Annotated in this window: 11 protein-coding genes; 4 read left to right on the forward strand and 7 right to left on the reverse strand. The window is 66.2% G+C overall.

Annotation, left to right across the window (positions count from 1 at the left end):
- Positions 1-85 precede the first annotated feature (85 nt).
- Entirely contained in the window at positions 86-1,129 is a 1,044-nt protein-coding gene (locus H507_RS0110455) for a carbohydrate ABC transporter permease (RefSeq protein WP_022910662.1), read from the forward strand.
- A 107-nt stretch (positions 1,130-1,236) separates the two neighbouring features.
- Complete coding sequence (locus H507_RS0110460) at positions 1,237-2,061, forward strand: carbohydrate ABC transporter permease (protein WP_051139795.1); 825 nt, start codon at positions 1,237-1,239, stop codon at positions 2,059-2,061.
- A 99-nt stretch (positions 2,062-2,160) separates the two neighbouring features.
- Here the strand turns inward: H507_RS0110460 and H507_RS0110465 are convergent, their stop codons facing one another.
- From H507_RS0110465 to H507_RS0110495, 7 genes are all read right to left on the reverse strand, one after another.
- A complete protein-coding gene (locus tag H507_RS0110465; RefSeq protein ID WP_022910664.1) occupies positions 2,161-2,823 on the reverse strand; it encodes an HAD family hydrolase in 663 nt (220 codons plus the stop codon).
- A gap of 125 nt (positions 2,824-2,948) precedes the next feature.
- Positions 2,949-4,355, reverse strand: coding sequence for a Re/Si-specific NAD(P)(+) transhydrogenase subunit beta (pntB, locus tag H507_RS0110470; RefSeq protein ID WP_022910665.1), 1,407 nt, complete (start codon positions 4,353-4,355; stop codon positions 2,949-2,951).
- Positions 4,352-5,917: a Re/Si-specific NAD(P)(+) transhydrogenase subunit alpha gene (locus tag H507_RS0110475; RefSeq protein WP_022910666.1), complete on the reverse strand. Its 1,566-nt coding sequence runs from the start codon at positions 5,915-5,917 to the stop codon at positions 4,352-4,354. Before H507_RS0110475 ends, pntB begins: the two co-directional genes overlap by 4 nt.
- 204 nt (positions 5,918-6,121) lie before the next feature.
- Positions 6,122-8,053 (reverse strand): ABC transporter ATP-binding protein, encoded by a 1,932-nt coding sequence (locus H507_RS0110480; protein WP_022910667.1) that lies wholly within the window; start codon positions 8,051-8,053, stop codon positions 6,122-6,124.
- On the reverse strand, positions 8,050-9,228 hold the full coding sequence (locus tag H507_RS16145) for an ABC transporter permease (protein ID WP_022910668.1): 1,179 nt from the start codon (positions 9,226-9,228) through the stop codon (positions 8,050-8,052). Before H507_RS16145 ends, H507_RS0110480 begins: the two co-directional genes overlap by 4 nt.
- A complete protein-coding gene (locus H507_RS0110490; protein ID WP_022910669.1) occupies positions 9,225-10,745 on the reverse strand; it encodes an ABC transporter permease in 1,521 nt (506 codons plus the stop codon). The genes H507_RS16145 and H507_RS0110490 overlap by 4 nt, the downstream gene beginning before the upstream one ends.
- Before the next feature lie 296 nt (positions 10,746-11,041).
- Complete coding sequence (locus H507_RS0110495) at positions 11,042-12,907, reverse strand: ABC transporter family substrate-binding protein (RefSeq protein ID WP_022910670.1); 1,866 nt, start codon at positions 12,905-12,907, stop codon at positions 11,042-11,044.
- Positions 12,908-13,404: 497 nt separating this feature from the next.
- On the opposite strand from H507_RS0110495, the gene secY reads away from it, so the two are divergent.
- Both secY and H507_RS0110505 read left to right on the forward strand, forming a co-directional pair.
- The gene (gene secY, locus H507_RS0110500) at positions 13,405-14,712 is read left to right on the forward strand and encodes a preprotein translocase subunit SecY (protein ID WP_022910671.1); all 1,308 of its coding nucleotides are present in this window, start codon (positions 13,405-13,407) and stop codon (positions 14,710-14,712) included.
- The gene (locus H507_RS0110505; protein ID WP_022910672.1) at positions 14,709-15,284 is read left to right on the forward strand and encodes an adenylate kinase; all 576 of its coding nucleotides are present in this window, start codon (positions 14,709-14,711) and stop codon (positions 15,282-15,284) included. The genes secY and H507_RS0110505 overlap by 4 nt, the downstream gene beginning before the upstream one ends.

Here is a 15,284-nt window from a genome sequence, read left to right on the forward strand (position 1 = left end):
CGCTGCAAATGTTGCGCTACTGGGGGCGAGGATCCCTCGCCCCCAGTAGTGTCACGCCTGACACAACAGAAGGAGGTGCGTTGCGATGACGGAACGTCCCCAAGCCGACGGCGAGGTCGTGGGCGTGCAGCCCGCGGCCGCAGATGCCGTGACCGAGACCTTGGCGGTGGCCAACAAGGCCAAGGCAGACCTGAAACTGCAGCAGCGCGTCGAGCAGACCGCCGGCGAGACCCACCGCAGGGCGCTGCGCAAGCGGCGAATGCGCGACAACCTGCATGGCTACGCGTTCATGGCGCCCCAGCTCGTGGGCCTGCTGGCCTTCATGATCGGCCCGCTCGTGTTCGCCATCATCCTGGCGTTCATGAAGTGGGACGGATTCGGGAACCGGACCTTCATCGGCTTCGGCAACTTCGAGACGGTCTTCCAGAACGAGCAGTACCGCAAGTCAGCCCTGAACACCTTGTGGTTCACCGCGCTGCAGGTGCCCTCCCTGATGGTCTCCGCGTTCCTCTTCGCGCTGCTGCTGCAGCGGACCGGGCCCATGAAGAACGTCTACCGCACCGCCTTCTTCGCCCCGCAGGTGACCGCCACCGTGGCCGTCTCGGTGGTCTGGCTGTGGCTGCTGAATCCCGAGATCTCCCCGCTTACGGCTGGCCTGCGCAAGTTGGGCTGGGCGGCTCCTCCGGACTGGCTGAACGATCCGACGTTCGTGATCCCCGCCGTGGTGCTGGTATCCGTGTGGCAAGGTCTGGGCTATCAGGTCGTCATGTTCATGGCCGGTCTCGAGAACGTGCCGTCGTCCATGTACGAGGCCGCCTCGATCGACGGCGCCTCAGAGGTGCAGAAGATGTTCCGCATCACCCTGCCACTGATCTCGCCGACCATCCTGTTCCTGTCGATCACCTCGATCATCGGATCGTTCCAGGTCTTCGACTACATCTACGTCTTCTTCGACACCACTGCACCGGCCTACGGACGAACCATCGTGTACGAGATCGTGCAGGTGGCGTTCCGTGAGTTCAACTTCGGTGTTGGTGCCGCCCTGGCGTTGCTCTTGTTCATCGCACTGCTGCTCCTCACGGGCCTGCAGCTGATTGCTCAGAAGAAGTGGGTGTTCTACACAGAATGAGTACCGCAGTCGAAACCCGAACCGAGTCAGCCGTCGATCAGCCCGTCAGGGGTCATCGAATCGGTCGCTCCTTCCGCAACCCCGCCCTGTGGATCATCCAGGTCCTCATGGCTGTGGCCAGCATCTTCATGGCGCTGCCGTTCCTGTGGATGCTCTTCTCGTCGGTCAAGCCGCTCGACGAGATCTTCCAGCAGCCTCCGAAGCTGTTGCCGCAGGGGATGCCGTGGCACTGGAAGTGGAGCAACTACACCGACGCCTTCGACCAGGCCTCCGCAGGCGGCGCCTGGTGGAGCTCCGGCTTCCCGTTGGCGTTCTGGAACAGCTTCTACATCGCCACCTTGGTGACGCTCGGCACCTTGCTCACCAGCTCGATGGCGGCGTACGCCTTCGCTCGCATCCGCTTCTTCGGGCGCGGATTCTGGTTCATGCTGTTCCTGGCCACCATGATGGTGCCGGCCCAGCTGACCATCATCCCGCTGTTCATCATCATGGGCCAGCTCAAGTGGGTCGACACCCACCTGCCCCTGATCGTCCCGCCGATCCTGTTCAACGCCTTCGGGGTGTTCCTGCTGCGTCAGTACGTGCGTGGCATCCCCGTGGAACTGGAGGAGGCGGCACAGATCGACGGTGCCTCGAGGTTCCGCATCTTCACGCAGATGATCCTGCCGCTGCTCAAGTCACCGATGGTGGCGCTCGGCATCTTCACCTTCCTGGGGCAGTGGAACAACTTCTTCTACCCGTTGATCTTCCTGAACAGTTCCGACAAGTTCACGCTGCCGCTGGTGGTCAACCAGTTCAAGGGTGCGTACTCGTCGAACTGGACCGGCATCATGGCCGCGGCGACCCTGTCGGCGCTGCCGCTGCTGATCGTGTTCATCTTCGCTCAGCGTCAGATCGTCGAGGGCATCGCGCTCTCGGGATCGAAGACCTGATCGTCCCATCCGCACTACGACAGCAGGGGCCGCACTCAGCCGAGTGCGGCCCCTGCTGTGTAGTGAGGGCGTGGCACCGGCGCCGGGGAGTCCGCGCCGTCAGCCGGCGATCGTCGTGGCGAGCACAGCGGCGGCCACCTCGTCCCAGGTGTCGACCGCCAGTGTCGGCTCCTCCGGCCCTGCAGGCCAGGGCCGGCCACGGGTGAGCCAGATCGACCTCATGCCGACGGCACGGGCGCCGGCCACGTCGGACTCGGCCGAGTCACCCATCATCCAGTCGTCTGTGCCGATCGGTTCCCCGACCACTGCGGCCGCCCGCCTGAAGATCTCAGGATCCGGTTTGGACACGCCGGCGGCTTCACTGATCACCCAGCCATCCACCATGTCGGCCAGGTGCAGACGTTCGATCTTCGCGGTCTGCTGAGAGGTGGCCCCGTTCGTCACGATCACGACGCGCCAGCCTGCCCCGCGGATCGCGGACAAGGCGTCGGCGGCACCCTCCATCAACTGGAGCCGCTCCACGATGCCGGCGCGGAACCGGTCCAGGATCTGCTCCGACTCCTCGGGGCCGAGGTCGAGCAGCCGGGTGAGGTCGTCCACCGTGTCCTGCTTGCGGCCCAGCCCGTCGCGGTCCGCAGCGACCATCGCGTCGAGGAGGCTGGGGTCGGCCCCTCTTTCGGCGAGGTAGTCGACGGCCCACGCCCGGTAGGCGCCGGCGCGGTCGGCCAGGGTGTTGTCGAGGTCTACGTAGAAGGTCGGCACTCGGCGAGCCTATCGACCCGGGCGGGCTGGCGACCCGGGCAGCCGCATGGGTGGACCGGCGACTGGACTGGCCCGGTGACCGGGGCAGCCGCAGGGGCCGCGGGTCCTCCCCAGGAAGGGACGGCTCAGAGGGCGGCGGTGATGTCGGTGACCCGGTCCTTGGCGTCACCGAACAGCATCACGGTGTTCTCCCGGAAGAAAAGCGGGTTCTGCACCCCGGCGTACCCGGCATTCATCGAGCGCTTGAACACGACCACGGTCTCGGCCTTCCACACCTCGAGCACCGGCATGCCGGCGATGGGGGAGTCCGGCTCGTCCAGGGCCGCCGGGTTGACGGTGTCATTGGCCCCGATCACGAGCACCACGTCGGTGTCGCTGAAGTCATCGTTGATCTCGTCCATCTCGAGCACGATGTCGTAGGGCACCTTGGCCTCGGCCAGCAGCACGTTCATGTGCCCCGGCAGGCGTCCGGCGACGGGGTGGATGCCGAACCTCACCTTGATGCCACGGGCCCGCAGTTGGCGGGTGAGCTCCGCGACGGGGTACTGGGCCTGCGCCACTGCCATGCCGTAACCGGGGGTGATCACCACCGACTGCGCGTCGCGCAGCAGTGCGGCCACCTCGGACGCTGACACCTCCCGGTGCTCCCCGTAGTCGCGATCGACCCCGGAGACGGTTGCCCCCTCTCCGAAACCGCCCAGGATCACCGAGATGAACGAGCGGTTCATGGCCTTGCACATCAGGTAGCTCAGGATGGCACCGGACGACCCCACCAGGGCACCCGTGACGATCAGCAGGTCATTGCCCAGCATGAAGCCGGCGGCCGCGGCAGCCCAGCCCGACCACGAATTCAGCATCGACACCACGACCGGCATGTCACCCCCACCGATGGACGAGACCATGTGCCAGCCCAGGGCGAACCCCAACAGCGTCACCAGGCCCAGGGGCCACAGTCCCTGGCCATGGGGAGCCATCACCAGCCACACGATGGCGGCCACGGAGGCGAGGAAGGCCCCGAGGTTCAGCCAGGTACGTCCCGGAAGCATCAGGGGACGACCCGCCAGTCGTCCACTCAGTTTGCCGTAGGCGACCACCGAACCGGTGAAGGTGTAGGCGCCGATCAGTACGCCCACGCCCACCTCGACCAGGTGTGCGGTCTCTGAGCCACCCGTCGAGGCGGCCGTGTCGAGGAAGGAGCTGAAGCCCACCAACACCGCGGCCAGACCCACGAAGGAGTGCAGCATCGCGATCAGCTGGGGCATGCCCGTCATCTGCACCCGCAGTGCCAACCAGAGCCCGATGGCCGAACCGATCAACAACGGGACCACCAGCAGGACGAGCGTGAGCGGGATCCCGCGCTGGGAGTGAGTGAGGGCGTATCCCACGGTGGCCACCCCCGCCAAGGTCATGCCGACCATGCCCGCCAGGTTGCCCATCCGTGCCGACTCGTGCCGGCTCAGCCCGGCCAGGGCGAGGATGAACAGCAGCGCCGCGATGATGAAGGTGGTCTGCACCAGCGATTCGGCGGTCACTTGGAGGCCTCCTGGGTGTGGCCGGAGCGGAACATGTTGAGCATCTTGCGGGTCACGATGAAACCGCCGGCGATGTTGACCGAGGCCAGCAGGATGGCGGCCATGGCGACGACCGTGACCGCCCAGTTGGCCGATCCGACCTGTAGCAGCGCGCCGACCATGATGATGCCCGAGATGGCATTGGTCTCAGCCATCAACGGGGTGTGCAGGGCGTGGGAGACGTTCGAGATGACATAGAAACCCGTCACCACGGCCAGCATCAGCACCAGCCAGTGGGCGAGCAGCGGCAGGGGCGACACGGCCCCGACCAGGGCGAAGAGCACCAGCACGAGCCCGCCACCGTAGAGGGTGCGCTGATGCTTGCGCCGCGCCAGCACCTGCGGGTCCTCAACCGGTGCGACCACGGTCGTCCGGGGGACCACGGCTGGTGCCGCGGACACGTGCACGGGGGGCGGCGGCCACAAGACGTCGCCTGCGTGGCTGACGGTCATCGAACGGATCACCTGGTCCTCCAGGTCGATCACGACCGCGCCGTCCTTGGCGGGGGTGAGCAGCTTCATCAGGTTCACCAGGTTGGTGCCGACCAGTTCCGAGGCCTGCCTCGGCAGCCGGGCGGCCAGGTCGCTGATGCCGATCACCGTGACCTGGTTGTCGGAGACGACGATCTCGTCGACCCTCGTCAGGGCGGCGTTGCCGCCCGTCGAGGCCGCGAGGTCGACGATCACGCTGCCGGGGCGCATCGCCGCGATCATCTCGTCGGTGATCAGCAGGGGAGCGGGCTTACCCCGCACCTGGGCAGTGGTGACCACGATGTCGGCACGCGCTGACTCGGCGGCGTACATGCGAGCGGCCACCTCGGCCTGTTCGGCACTCATGCCGCGGGCGTACCCGTCGGAGGAGATCTCGCTGTCGACGGCGTCGACGCGGACGAAGTCGGCTCCCATCGACTCGATCTGTTCGGCCACCTCGGGGCGAACGTCGAAGGCGCGCACCTCCGCACCCAACGAGCCGGCCGTCCCGATGGCTGCCAGACCGGCGACGCCGGCACCGACCACGAAGACATGGGCGGGTGGCATCTTGCCTGCGGCCGTCACCTGGCCGTTGAAGACGCCACCGAAGTGCTCGGCCGCCTCGATGATGGCGCGGTAGCCGGCCAGGTTGGCCATCGAGGAGAGCACGTCGAGCGATTGGGCACGGGAGATGCGCGGGACGGCGTCGAGCGACATGGCCGTCACTCCATCGGCCGCCAGTCGAGCGACGAGGTCCGGGTGCGCCGCGGGGTCCAGGGTCGAGACCAGCAGGCTGCCGGGGCGGAGCCATCCGAGTTGTTCGTCGGTGGGGCTGTCGACCGAGAACACGATCTCGGCGCGCCAGGCATGGTCGGCCTCGACCAAGCTGGCTCCGACAGCCTCGTAGGCCGCATCGGGGAAGGCGGCCTGGGCTCCGGCGCCTCGTTCGACGACCACCTCGTGGCCGAGCTTGATCAACTGGGTGGCCGTGGCTGGGGTTGCCGCCACCCGGGTCTGGGCGGGGCGGATCTCCCGCGGGATGCCGATCAGCATGGAACCTCCTGGACGTCCGGCCGACAGGTCGACCCTAGTGGCCGCCAGCGCCGGGGGAGTGGCGGGGTACCCGAATGTGAGGCCCGTCACCGAGGGTGGCCTCACCCGACTCGGGTCCAGCATCCGAGGGCATCCCCGAAGCGAACCGGGCCGCCCTCCCGAAGGAGGACGGCCCGGCGGGAACGACTGCACGCAGATCGTGGCTCAGCTGACCTGGTCAGCCATGATCTGGTCGCGCAACTCGCGGCGCTTGCGCTGCTCGTCGGGGTCCGGCACCGGCACGGCGGCCAGCAGGCGCTGGGTGTACTCGTGCTGGGGGCGACGGACGATCTCGTTCGTCGGGCCCACCTCGACCAGGTGGCCGTGACGCATCACGGCGATCCGCTTCGAGAGCATCTCGACCACGGCCAGGTCGTGACTGATGAACAGGCACGCGAAACCGTACTCGGCCTGCAGGTCCTGGAAGAGCTTCAGCACGGTGGCCTGCACCGACACGTCAAGAGCCGAGGTCGGCTCGTCGGCGATCAGCAACTTGGGCTGCAGGGCCAGCGAGCGTGCGATACCGATGCGCTGGCGCTGACCACCCGAGAGCTCGTGCGGGTAGCGGTTGCGCATGGCGCGCGGCAACTGGACGCTGTCGAGGAGCGCCTCCACCCGCTTCGACAACGCCTGGCCACGGAGCTTCTCGTGCAGCAGCAGCGGCTCGCCGATCGACTCGCCGACGGGCAGGCGGGGGTTGAGCGACGACCCGGGGTCCTGGAACACGATCCCGACCTCGCGGCGGAAGGGCAACAGCTCCTTCTGGGTCGCGTGGGTGATGTCTCGTCCGGCAACCGACAACTTGCCCTCGACCGCGGGGAGCAGGGCCACCGCGGCTCGTCCGATGGTGGTCTTGCCGGACCCGGATTCACCCACCAGCCCCACGACCTCACCGGGATCGACCCGCAGGTTGATGTGGTGCGCCGCGCGGAAGGCAGGGTTGCGTCCCTGCTTGGGGTACTCGATGGCGACGTCCTCCATCAGCAACGCCGGGGTGACGTCGGCGGGGCCGTCGGTGAGCGGAATCGCGTTCTCGCCCACCTTCACCAGCGTCCGCGAACTCAGTTGGGAGGCGTCGACCTGCTCGATCGCCTCCTCGTTGATCGAGCCGAGGTGCGGCACCGACGCGAGCAACTGCCGCGTGTAGGGGTGCTGCGGGTCCCCGAAGATCTGCTGCGAGGTGCCGTGCTCGACGACCACGCCGTCCTTCATGACGATGATCGTGTCGGCCATGTCGGCCACCACGCCCATGTCGTGGGTGATCAGGATGATGCCCGCGTCGACCCGTTCACGCAGGTCACGCATCAACTTCAGGATCTCGGCCTGCACCGTCACGTCGAGCGCGGTGGTCGGCTCGTCGGCGATCAGCAACTTCGGCTCACACGACAGGGCCTGGGCGATCATGATGCGCTGACGCTGACCACCGGAGAGCTGGTGCGGGAAGTTGTTGTAGCGACGCTCGGGTTCTGGGATCTCGACCAGCCGCATCAGCTCGAGAGCGCGCTCCTTGGCGTGGGCGGGGCTCATCACGAAGTGCGCGCGCAGCGTCTCGGCAATCTGGAACCCGACCGTGTACAGCGGGTTGAGCGCCGTCATCGGTTCCTGGAAGATGACCGCGATCTCGCGTCCGCGGATGTGGCGCAGCTTCTCGGCGCTGATGTCGATCAGCTCGGTGCCACGCAGCTTCGCCGAGCCCGAGGCTCGTCCGTTGCGGGGGAGCAGGCCGAGCAGCGACATGGACGACTGGGTCTTGCCTGACCCCGACTCGCCCACGATGGCGAGCACCTCGCCGGCCTTGAGCTGGTACGACAGTCCCTTGGCGGCAGCGAACCAGTCGCCGTTCACCCAGAAGTTGACCGACAGGTCGTTGACGTCGAGGATCACCTCTCCGCGCTGCACCGGCTCGGGTCCCTTGCTGCCACGCGACGTGCGCTTGGCGGCTGCGGTGCCGAGGTCGTGTTCACTGCGGGCACGGTCCTCCCGCTCGAACGAGGTGTCCGACTCGCTCTCCGGGCCCTCGGTGGTGGAGGCGTGGCGCGGCGCGCTGCTGGCCACGTCCTCGGCGGGTTCGCCCGCGTGCACCATGTCGTCGTTCACTTCGACGCTCCCTTCTGCGAGGCCTGGCTCTTCAGGGTCCGGTTGGACTGCCTGTCCATCTGCCGCTTGCTCGGCACCTTCTTCGTCCGGGGGTCGAACGCGTCGCGCAGACCGTCACCGATGAAGTTCACGCTGAGCGCGATCAGCACGATGAACAGACCCGGCCACCAGAACAACCACGGACGGGTGTCGAAGGCGGTCTGGTTCTGGCTGATGAGCTGGCCCAGCGACACGGCCGGGTAGCTGATGCCGAAGCCGAGGAACGACAGGGCGGTCTCGAGCACGACCGAGGCGGCCATCAGCAGCGAGACGTTCACGATGATCACGCCCATGGTGTTGGGCAGGATGTGCTTGGTGATGATGCGGAAGTCGCTGGCACCCGCCACCCGGGCCGAGTCGACGAATTCGCGTTCGCGCAGGCTCAGGAATTCCGAGCGGACGAGGCGCGCGAGTCCGGTCCACAGGATCAGTCCCAGCGCGATCGCCAACTCGACGGGCATCCAGCGGTCGAGGAGACCCTTGGTGGAGTCCGACCAGCCCCACTTGGTGGGGAGCACGGTGATCAGGCGGCCCAGGACGGCGCCCAGCACGATCACCGGCAGGGTGATGACGAGGTCCGTCAGACGCATCAGCACGTTGTCGATGCGGCCGCGGTAGTAACCCGAGAGGGCCCCGACGGTGGTGCCGATCAGCAGCACGACGATGCTCAGCACGATCATCACCGTCAGCGAGGTCTGGATGCCCAGCATGACGTTGGCGAAGTTGTCACGGCCGATGGTGTCCTGGCCGAAGGGGAACTTGCCGATGGCGAATCCCTCACCACCCAACCACTTGGGCATGTGCAGGGTGGGGGCGGAGCCGTTCTCGGGGGTGTGCGGGTTCTGGGGGTCCTGCTCCCACCACAGGCCGTGGATCGGACCGATGCCCATCGTGATCAGGCTCAGCAGGGCGATCGCGGTGATCGTGACCATGCCGAACAGGGCCCCGGAGTGGCGCACGAAGCGGCGGAAGACGATCGTTCCCTGCGAGAGACCCTGCACTTCCTGGGCTTCGCCGACGCCCTCCCCGCGTCCGTGGGACTCGTCGATGGCGCTGGTCTCCGACACGGTGCCGGCGCCGAGGCCGCCTTGGGCCCGCTGGTTCTCGAGGTCGTCGAGGTTGGGATTGTTGGTCATGCGTTCACCCGGATTCGTGGGTCGAGAAGGGCGTAGAGCAGGTCGGCCAGCAGGTTGGCGACCATGGCCAGACCGCCGGTGATCATGACGTAGATCATGACGGGGTCGACCTCGGAGCCGCGCAGGCCCTCGATGAACATGCGGCCCATGCCGCGCCATCCGAAGATGGTCTCGGTCAGCACGGCGCCACCGATCATCGCGATGAAGTCGGGCGGCACGATCGAGGCGAGCGGCATCAGCGCGTTGCGCAGGGCGTGGCGGACGATGACGACCCGCTCGGGCAGCCCCTTGGAGCGGGCCGTGCGGATGTAGTCCTGGCCGAGCACCTCGAGCATGGCGCCGCGCTCGTAGCGCACGTAGCCGGCGAACGAGATCATCACCAGGGCGATCGTGGGCAGCACCAGGTGCGTGATCCGGTCGAGTGAGGTCAACCAGTAGTCACCGGTGAAGTTCGGGGTGGAGGTGCCCATGGTGGGGATGGGACGTCCACCCAGCGCCTTGAAGTAGTCGGGGTAGTTCCACATCAACTGGTCGAGCCAGACGGCCACCGACATCACCAGGGCCACCAGCGCACCGCCGCGCATCGAGACCCCGCGGTCGGGGCCTCCCCACAGGAAGCCGATCAGCAGGCCGACGCCGATCGCGATCAGCAGCAGCACGAACAGGATTCCGTCGTTGACGGAATACAGGAAGAAGAACCACCGCAGTCCCAGGTAGCTGCCCACGCCGACGACGGCAGTGGTCAGGGCGGCGTAGAGGGCCCGACGGTTGTGCATGCCGGCGAACAGGGCGGTGACGCCGAGCGCAGCGGCGATGCCGATGACGGCGATGCCGAGGGGGCCGAACTGTGGCTCGTTGATCCAGTTGGTGCCCATCACGACGAGGAGGGCGGCCAGCGAGGCGACGAAGGCGACCGCGAAGGTGATCAGCTTGCGGCGGGTCTCACCGCCCAGTGCACCGGCCCAGAACAGGGCCGAGACGAGCGCCAGGACGATGGCCAGGGGCCACATGATGTGCGGTTTGACCAGGTAGTCGTTCACGCCGATGGCCAGGAACTGCTTGAGCAGCACGGCCACCCAGAAGACCGGCAGCGAGTAGAGCACGAACGAGACGAAGGTGATCGCGTAGTCGAAGGTCGTGTACTGGCGAAGGGCCGAGATCACACCGACGGTGACACCGATCAGCAGGGCGAGCACGGTGGCTGCGAAGACCAACTGCACCGAGGTCTTGACGGCCCCGGGGAGGATGTCGTTGACATGCTGTTGGGTTCGCCATGCCATGCCGAAGTCACCCTGCAGCACGTGGATGACCCAGCTCGCGTAGCGGCGGTACCACGGCCAGTCCAGGTGCAGGGCCCGGATGCGGGAGTTGATCAGGTCTTGCTTGTTCAGCGCTGTCGAGATGCGCAGGTCATCCAGCGGGTCCATGGCGATGCTGAGCAACGCGTACATCATGAATGACAGAACCAGCAGCAGCCCGATTGCGGTCAGCAGTCGTCGGGCGAGGAATCGAATCATCGGTTGGCGGTCCTTCGTGTCGCGGACGCCCCGGAGCCGTACCGGGGGCAGCCGGGGCTGCCCACCAGTCGGACAGGGCGTGTGAGCGACCCCACACCATGCAAGGCGTCCTCGTCAAGCCGAGACTGTGTGGGCTTCGCCTGGCGGCCGCGGTCGCAGGGCCTCGGGAAGTGCTCGTCCGATGGTGTCGGGTCGTGTGGAGTATGACAGGGGATTGTTTCAGGAACATGACAGCGGGGCGCCCTCTCGAGAGCGCCCCGCTGCCGTGACATCAGGTGTCGGTCAGTCTGGCTTGATCAGCCGACCAACTCCCAGTCCCACACGTTCCAGAAGTAGTAGGGAACGAACGACATCTGCGACACGTTCTTGACCTTGGTCTTGTCGTAGGCGTCGATGCCCGGGTGCTGGAAGAGGACGGTGCCGAAGGCGTCGTCCACGAGCTGCTTCTCGATCTTGATGTTCAGCTCGTCCTGCTTGGCCTTGTCGGTCAGGGAGTTCATCTCGGTGTACATCTTCCCGACCTCGGGGTTGTTGTAGTTGCCGAAGTTGTTCTGACCCTTGGGGACGAAGTTGGCCGCGGCGCCGGTGACGGCGTCGTTGTTGGAGGCCCAGGCGAACAGCGAGGCGTCGTAGACGTTCGGGGTGCCCAGCTTGTTCGACCAGTCGTCGTCACCGCCGTTGATGACCTCGATGCCGGCCTGCTTGGCCGACGCCGCGATCAGCGCGTACTCCTGCTGGCGGCGGGGGTTCGACTTGGCGTAGAGCAGACGAACCTTGAGGTTGGAGACACCGGCCTCCTGCAGGAGCGACTTCGCCTTGGCGATGTCGACCTTGCCGTAGGCGGCCGAGAGACCGTTGCCGGCGACGGTGGCGTCGTAGGCGGGGGTGCCGGGGGTGACGTTGAACGAGTCACGCACCTTGGCGTCGGGGTTCAGCGGCTTGATCAGGGTGTCGACGATCTGCTGACGGGGAATGGTCAGCAGGAATGCCTGGCGAACCTTCTTGGCCTTCTCGGCGTCGCCGCCGTACTTGGCCGGGTCGAAGGGGCCACCGTTCTTCATCTGCAGGTCGACGTGCTCGTAGGTGGCGGTGGTGCCGGTGAGCACCTCGATCTTCTCGTTGCCCTGGAGCGACTTCAGCAGGTCAGCGGTCGCCTGGGGCTCGATGATCGAGACCTCGCCGTTCTTGAGGGCCTGCGCCGAAGCGGTGGGGTCCTCGTTGTAGACGACGGTGATGTCCTTGATCTTCGGCTTGCGGGTGCCCTTGTACTCAGGGTTGGCCGTCATGGTGAGGGACTGCTTGTCCTTCATGTCCTTGATGACGTAAGGGCCGTTGGTGACCAACAGGTCCTTGTCGGAAGGCATGGCGGTGAAGTTGTAGGAACCGTTCCAGACGTCGGCGATCTTGGCGAGGGCCGTCTTGTCCTTGTCCTTGAAGGCCTTGGTCACCGCGTCACAGCCGGCCTGGTCGTCGGCAGCGCCGAGGGCCTTCTTGCCGATGATGTGGGCGGGCAGACCAGCACCGTTCGAGAACAGCGCGTACTCCCAGTCGCCGTAGGGGGCGGAGTACTTGTAGGTGACGGACTTGCCGTTGTCACCGACCTCGGGGAAGTCCTTGATCAGCTTCCAGGCCTCGGAGGAGGAGTCGAAGTAGACGCCACCCTTCTGGTCGACCTTGCCGGTCTCCTCGTTCGACGCGCCCTCGGCGGTGTTGAACAGGGTCGACTGGGCGCCGTAGGCGAGGATCAGGTCACAGGCCTGGACCGGGACGCCGTCCGACCAGGTGGCGGTGTCCTTCAGGGTCTCCTTGACCGTCAGGGGGGAGTCGCTGACCTTCTCGTAGGTGGCGAACGACTCGTCCTTGACCTTCTTGAGGTCCTTGTCGTAGTACCAGGCGGCCGAACCGGTCGAGTAGGTGATCAGCGAGTTGGTCACGTTGTTGCCGAAGCTGGTGGCCGAGTTCAGGGCGTAGAAGTACTGGTTCCACAACACCGTCAGCGAACCGGTGGCTTCCCCGCCGGTGCTGGCCGAGGCCGAGGTCGAGGTGGACGAGGTGGCCGAGGAGCTGGGCGTGTCCGACTTGCGTTCGGGTGCGGAGCAGGCACTGGCCGTGAGCGCTGCCGCGCACAGAACAGCGGCGGCTCCAATGAGCTTCTTGCTCAAGGTTCCTCCAAGGGTGAGGCCGAGGATCGATGGCGCGCGCAAGCGGGCAGTCGTCCCCGGTCGTTGTTGGTGATTGTGAAGTTAGTAGCCCAATCGGCTTGCGGGCCAGCCCACGACCGCCCCGGAAGGGGGATCGTTACGCAGTTGCAACCCAAGTGTGTGCGGTTGTCACGTCGAGGTCTCGGGCTCGTCCGGGGGGCCCGTCGCGAGATCGGGTACCGCCGGTACCGTCACGGGCCGTCGTCCGCCGGAGGACGTGGCCCGGAACCGGTCGGACGATGTGGGGATTGTCGGCCCCCAAGGTATGCTGCCAAGGCGTTGTTCCACGCGTGGACCCGTCGCGCGATCGTGCGTGGACCACCCGGAGCAGTTCATCACCCCGATCGGGGCACGTCCCCGATCAGGGCGATACAGAATCAGTGCAGCAACAGAATCAGTGCACCAGCAGAATCAGTGCAGCAACAGACCAGACAGACAAACGAGTGGAGTCGGCCCGGATGCTTTCCGCCTTCGTCAACGCGTTCAGGACGGCGGACCTTCGAAAGAAGCTCCTGTTCACCCTGTTCATCCTGGCCATCTTCCGACTCGGTTCGGTCGTGCCGGTGCCCAACGTCAACATGAGTCGTATCGACGAGTGCCGTCAGCTCGCCGAGGCGGGCCAACAGGCCGGGCTCTACTCGCTGATCAACCTCTTCTCGGGTGGCGCCCTGCTCCGCCTGGCCATCTTCGCGCTGGGCATCATGCCCTACATCACGGCCTCGATCATCCTGCAGTTGCTGACCGTGGTGGTGCCGCGACTCGAGGCCCTGAAGAAGGAGGGCGCCTCCGGTCAGCAGACCATCACCCAGTACACGCGCTACCTGACGCTGGTGCTCGCGGTGCTGAACGCGACGGCCTTCGTCACCATGGCCGTCTCGGGTCAGTTGCTGCCCGGCTGTGACGGCATCGTCTACGACCAGGGCATCTTCGCCGTCGTGGTGATGGTGCTGACCATGACCGCCGGCACCGGACTGATCATGTGGATGGGCGAGCTGATCACCGAGCGCGGCGTCGGCAACGGCATGTCGGTGATGATCTTCACCCAGATCGCCGCTGCGTTCCCGACCTCGATCTGGGGGGTCAAGAACCTTCGTCCGGGCGCCCAGGGCTGGCTGATGTTCGGCGCCGTGATCGCCGTGGCCCTGCTGGTGATGGCGGCCGTGGTCTTCGTGGAGCAGGCCCAGCGTCGCATCCCCGTGCAGTACGCCAAGCGCATGGTCGGTCGTCGACTGGTCGGCGGCACCTCGACCTACATCCCGCTCAAGGTCAACCAGTCCGGTGTCATCCCGGTCATCTTCGCCTCGTCGGTGCTGTACCTGCCGGTGCTGTACTCGACCTTCCGGCCGTCGCGTCCCGAGTCACAGTGGATCGCGGCCAACTTCGTCCGCGGCGACCACTGGCTGTACAACCTCATCTTCTTCGTGTTGATCGTGGCGTTCTGCTACTTCTACGTGTCGATCACGTTCAACCCCGTCGAGATCTCGGACAACATGAAGAAGTACGGCGGCTTCATCCCCGGTATCAGGGCCGGCAAGCCCACCGAGGACTATCTCGCCTACGTGCTGAGCCGGCTCACCGCCCCCGGTTCGCTCTACCTCGGGGTGATCTCGCTCATTCCCACCCTGGCGTTCGTGTTGATGAAGGCCACCCAGTCGATGCCGTTCGGCGGCACCAGCATCCTGATCATCGTCGGTGTCGCGCTCGACACCGTGAAGCAGATCGAGAGCAAGCTGCAACAGCACAACTACGAAGGATTCCTCAAGTGAGACTGCTGATCGTGGGCGCCCCCGGCGCCGGCAAGGGAACCCAGGCGACCCGCATCGCCGAGCACGTGGGCATTCCCACCATCTCGACCGGCGCCATCTTCCGCGCCGAGATGGCCTCCGGCAGTGAACTGGGCCAGCAGGTCAAGCAGATCATGGACTCCGGCGAACTGGTCTCCGACGAGATCACCGACGAGATCGTGTCGAACCGGCTCAAGGCCGACGACGTCGCGGCTGGTTGGCTGCTCGATGGCTACCCGCGCAAGCTCTCCCAGGTGGCCGCACTCGACACCATGCTGGACGAGTCGGGCCAGAGCCTCGACGCGGTCGTCTCATTGGTGGTCGACCCGGAACAGTTGGTCACCCGCCTGCTCGACCGCGCCGAGAAGGACGGACGCTCCGACGACAACGAGCAGACCATCCGCAACCGGATGAAGGTGTACGCCAACGAGACCGAGCCGCTGCTCGCGGTCTACCGCGAGCGGGGTCTGCTCGAGGAGATCGACGGTGTGGGCTCGGTCGACGAGGTCTCGAAGCGCATCTTCGCCGTGCTCGACGAGCTCGCCGGGGCCTGA

It is taken from the genome of Aestuariimicrobium kwangyangense DSM 21549, from assembly GCF_000421525.1.
Taxonomy (GTDB): domain Bacteria; phylum Actinomycetota; class Actinomycetes; order Propionibacteriales; family Propionibacteriaceae; genus Aestuariimicrobium; species Aestuariimicrobium kwangyangense.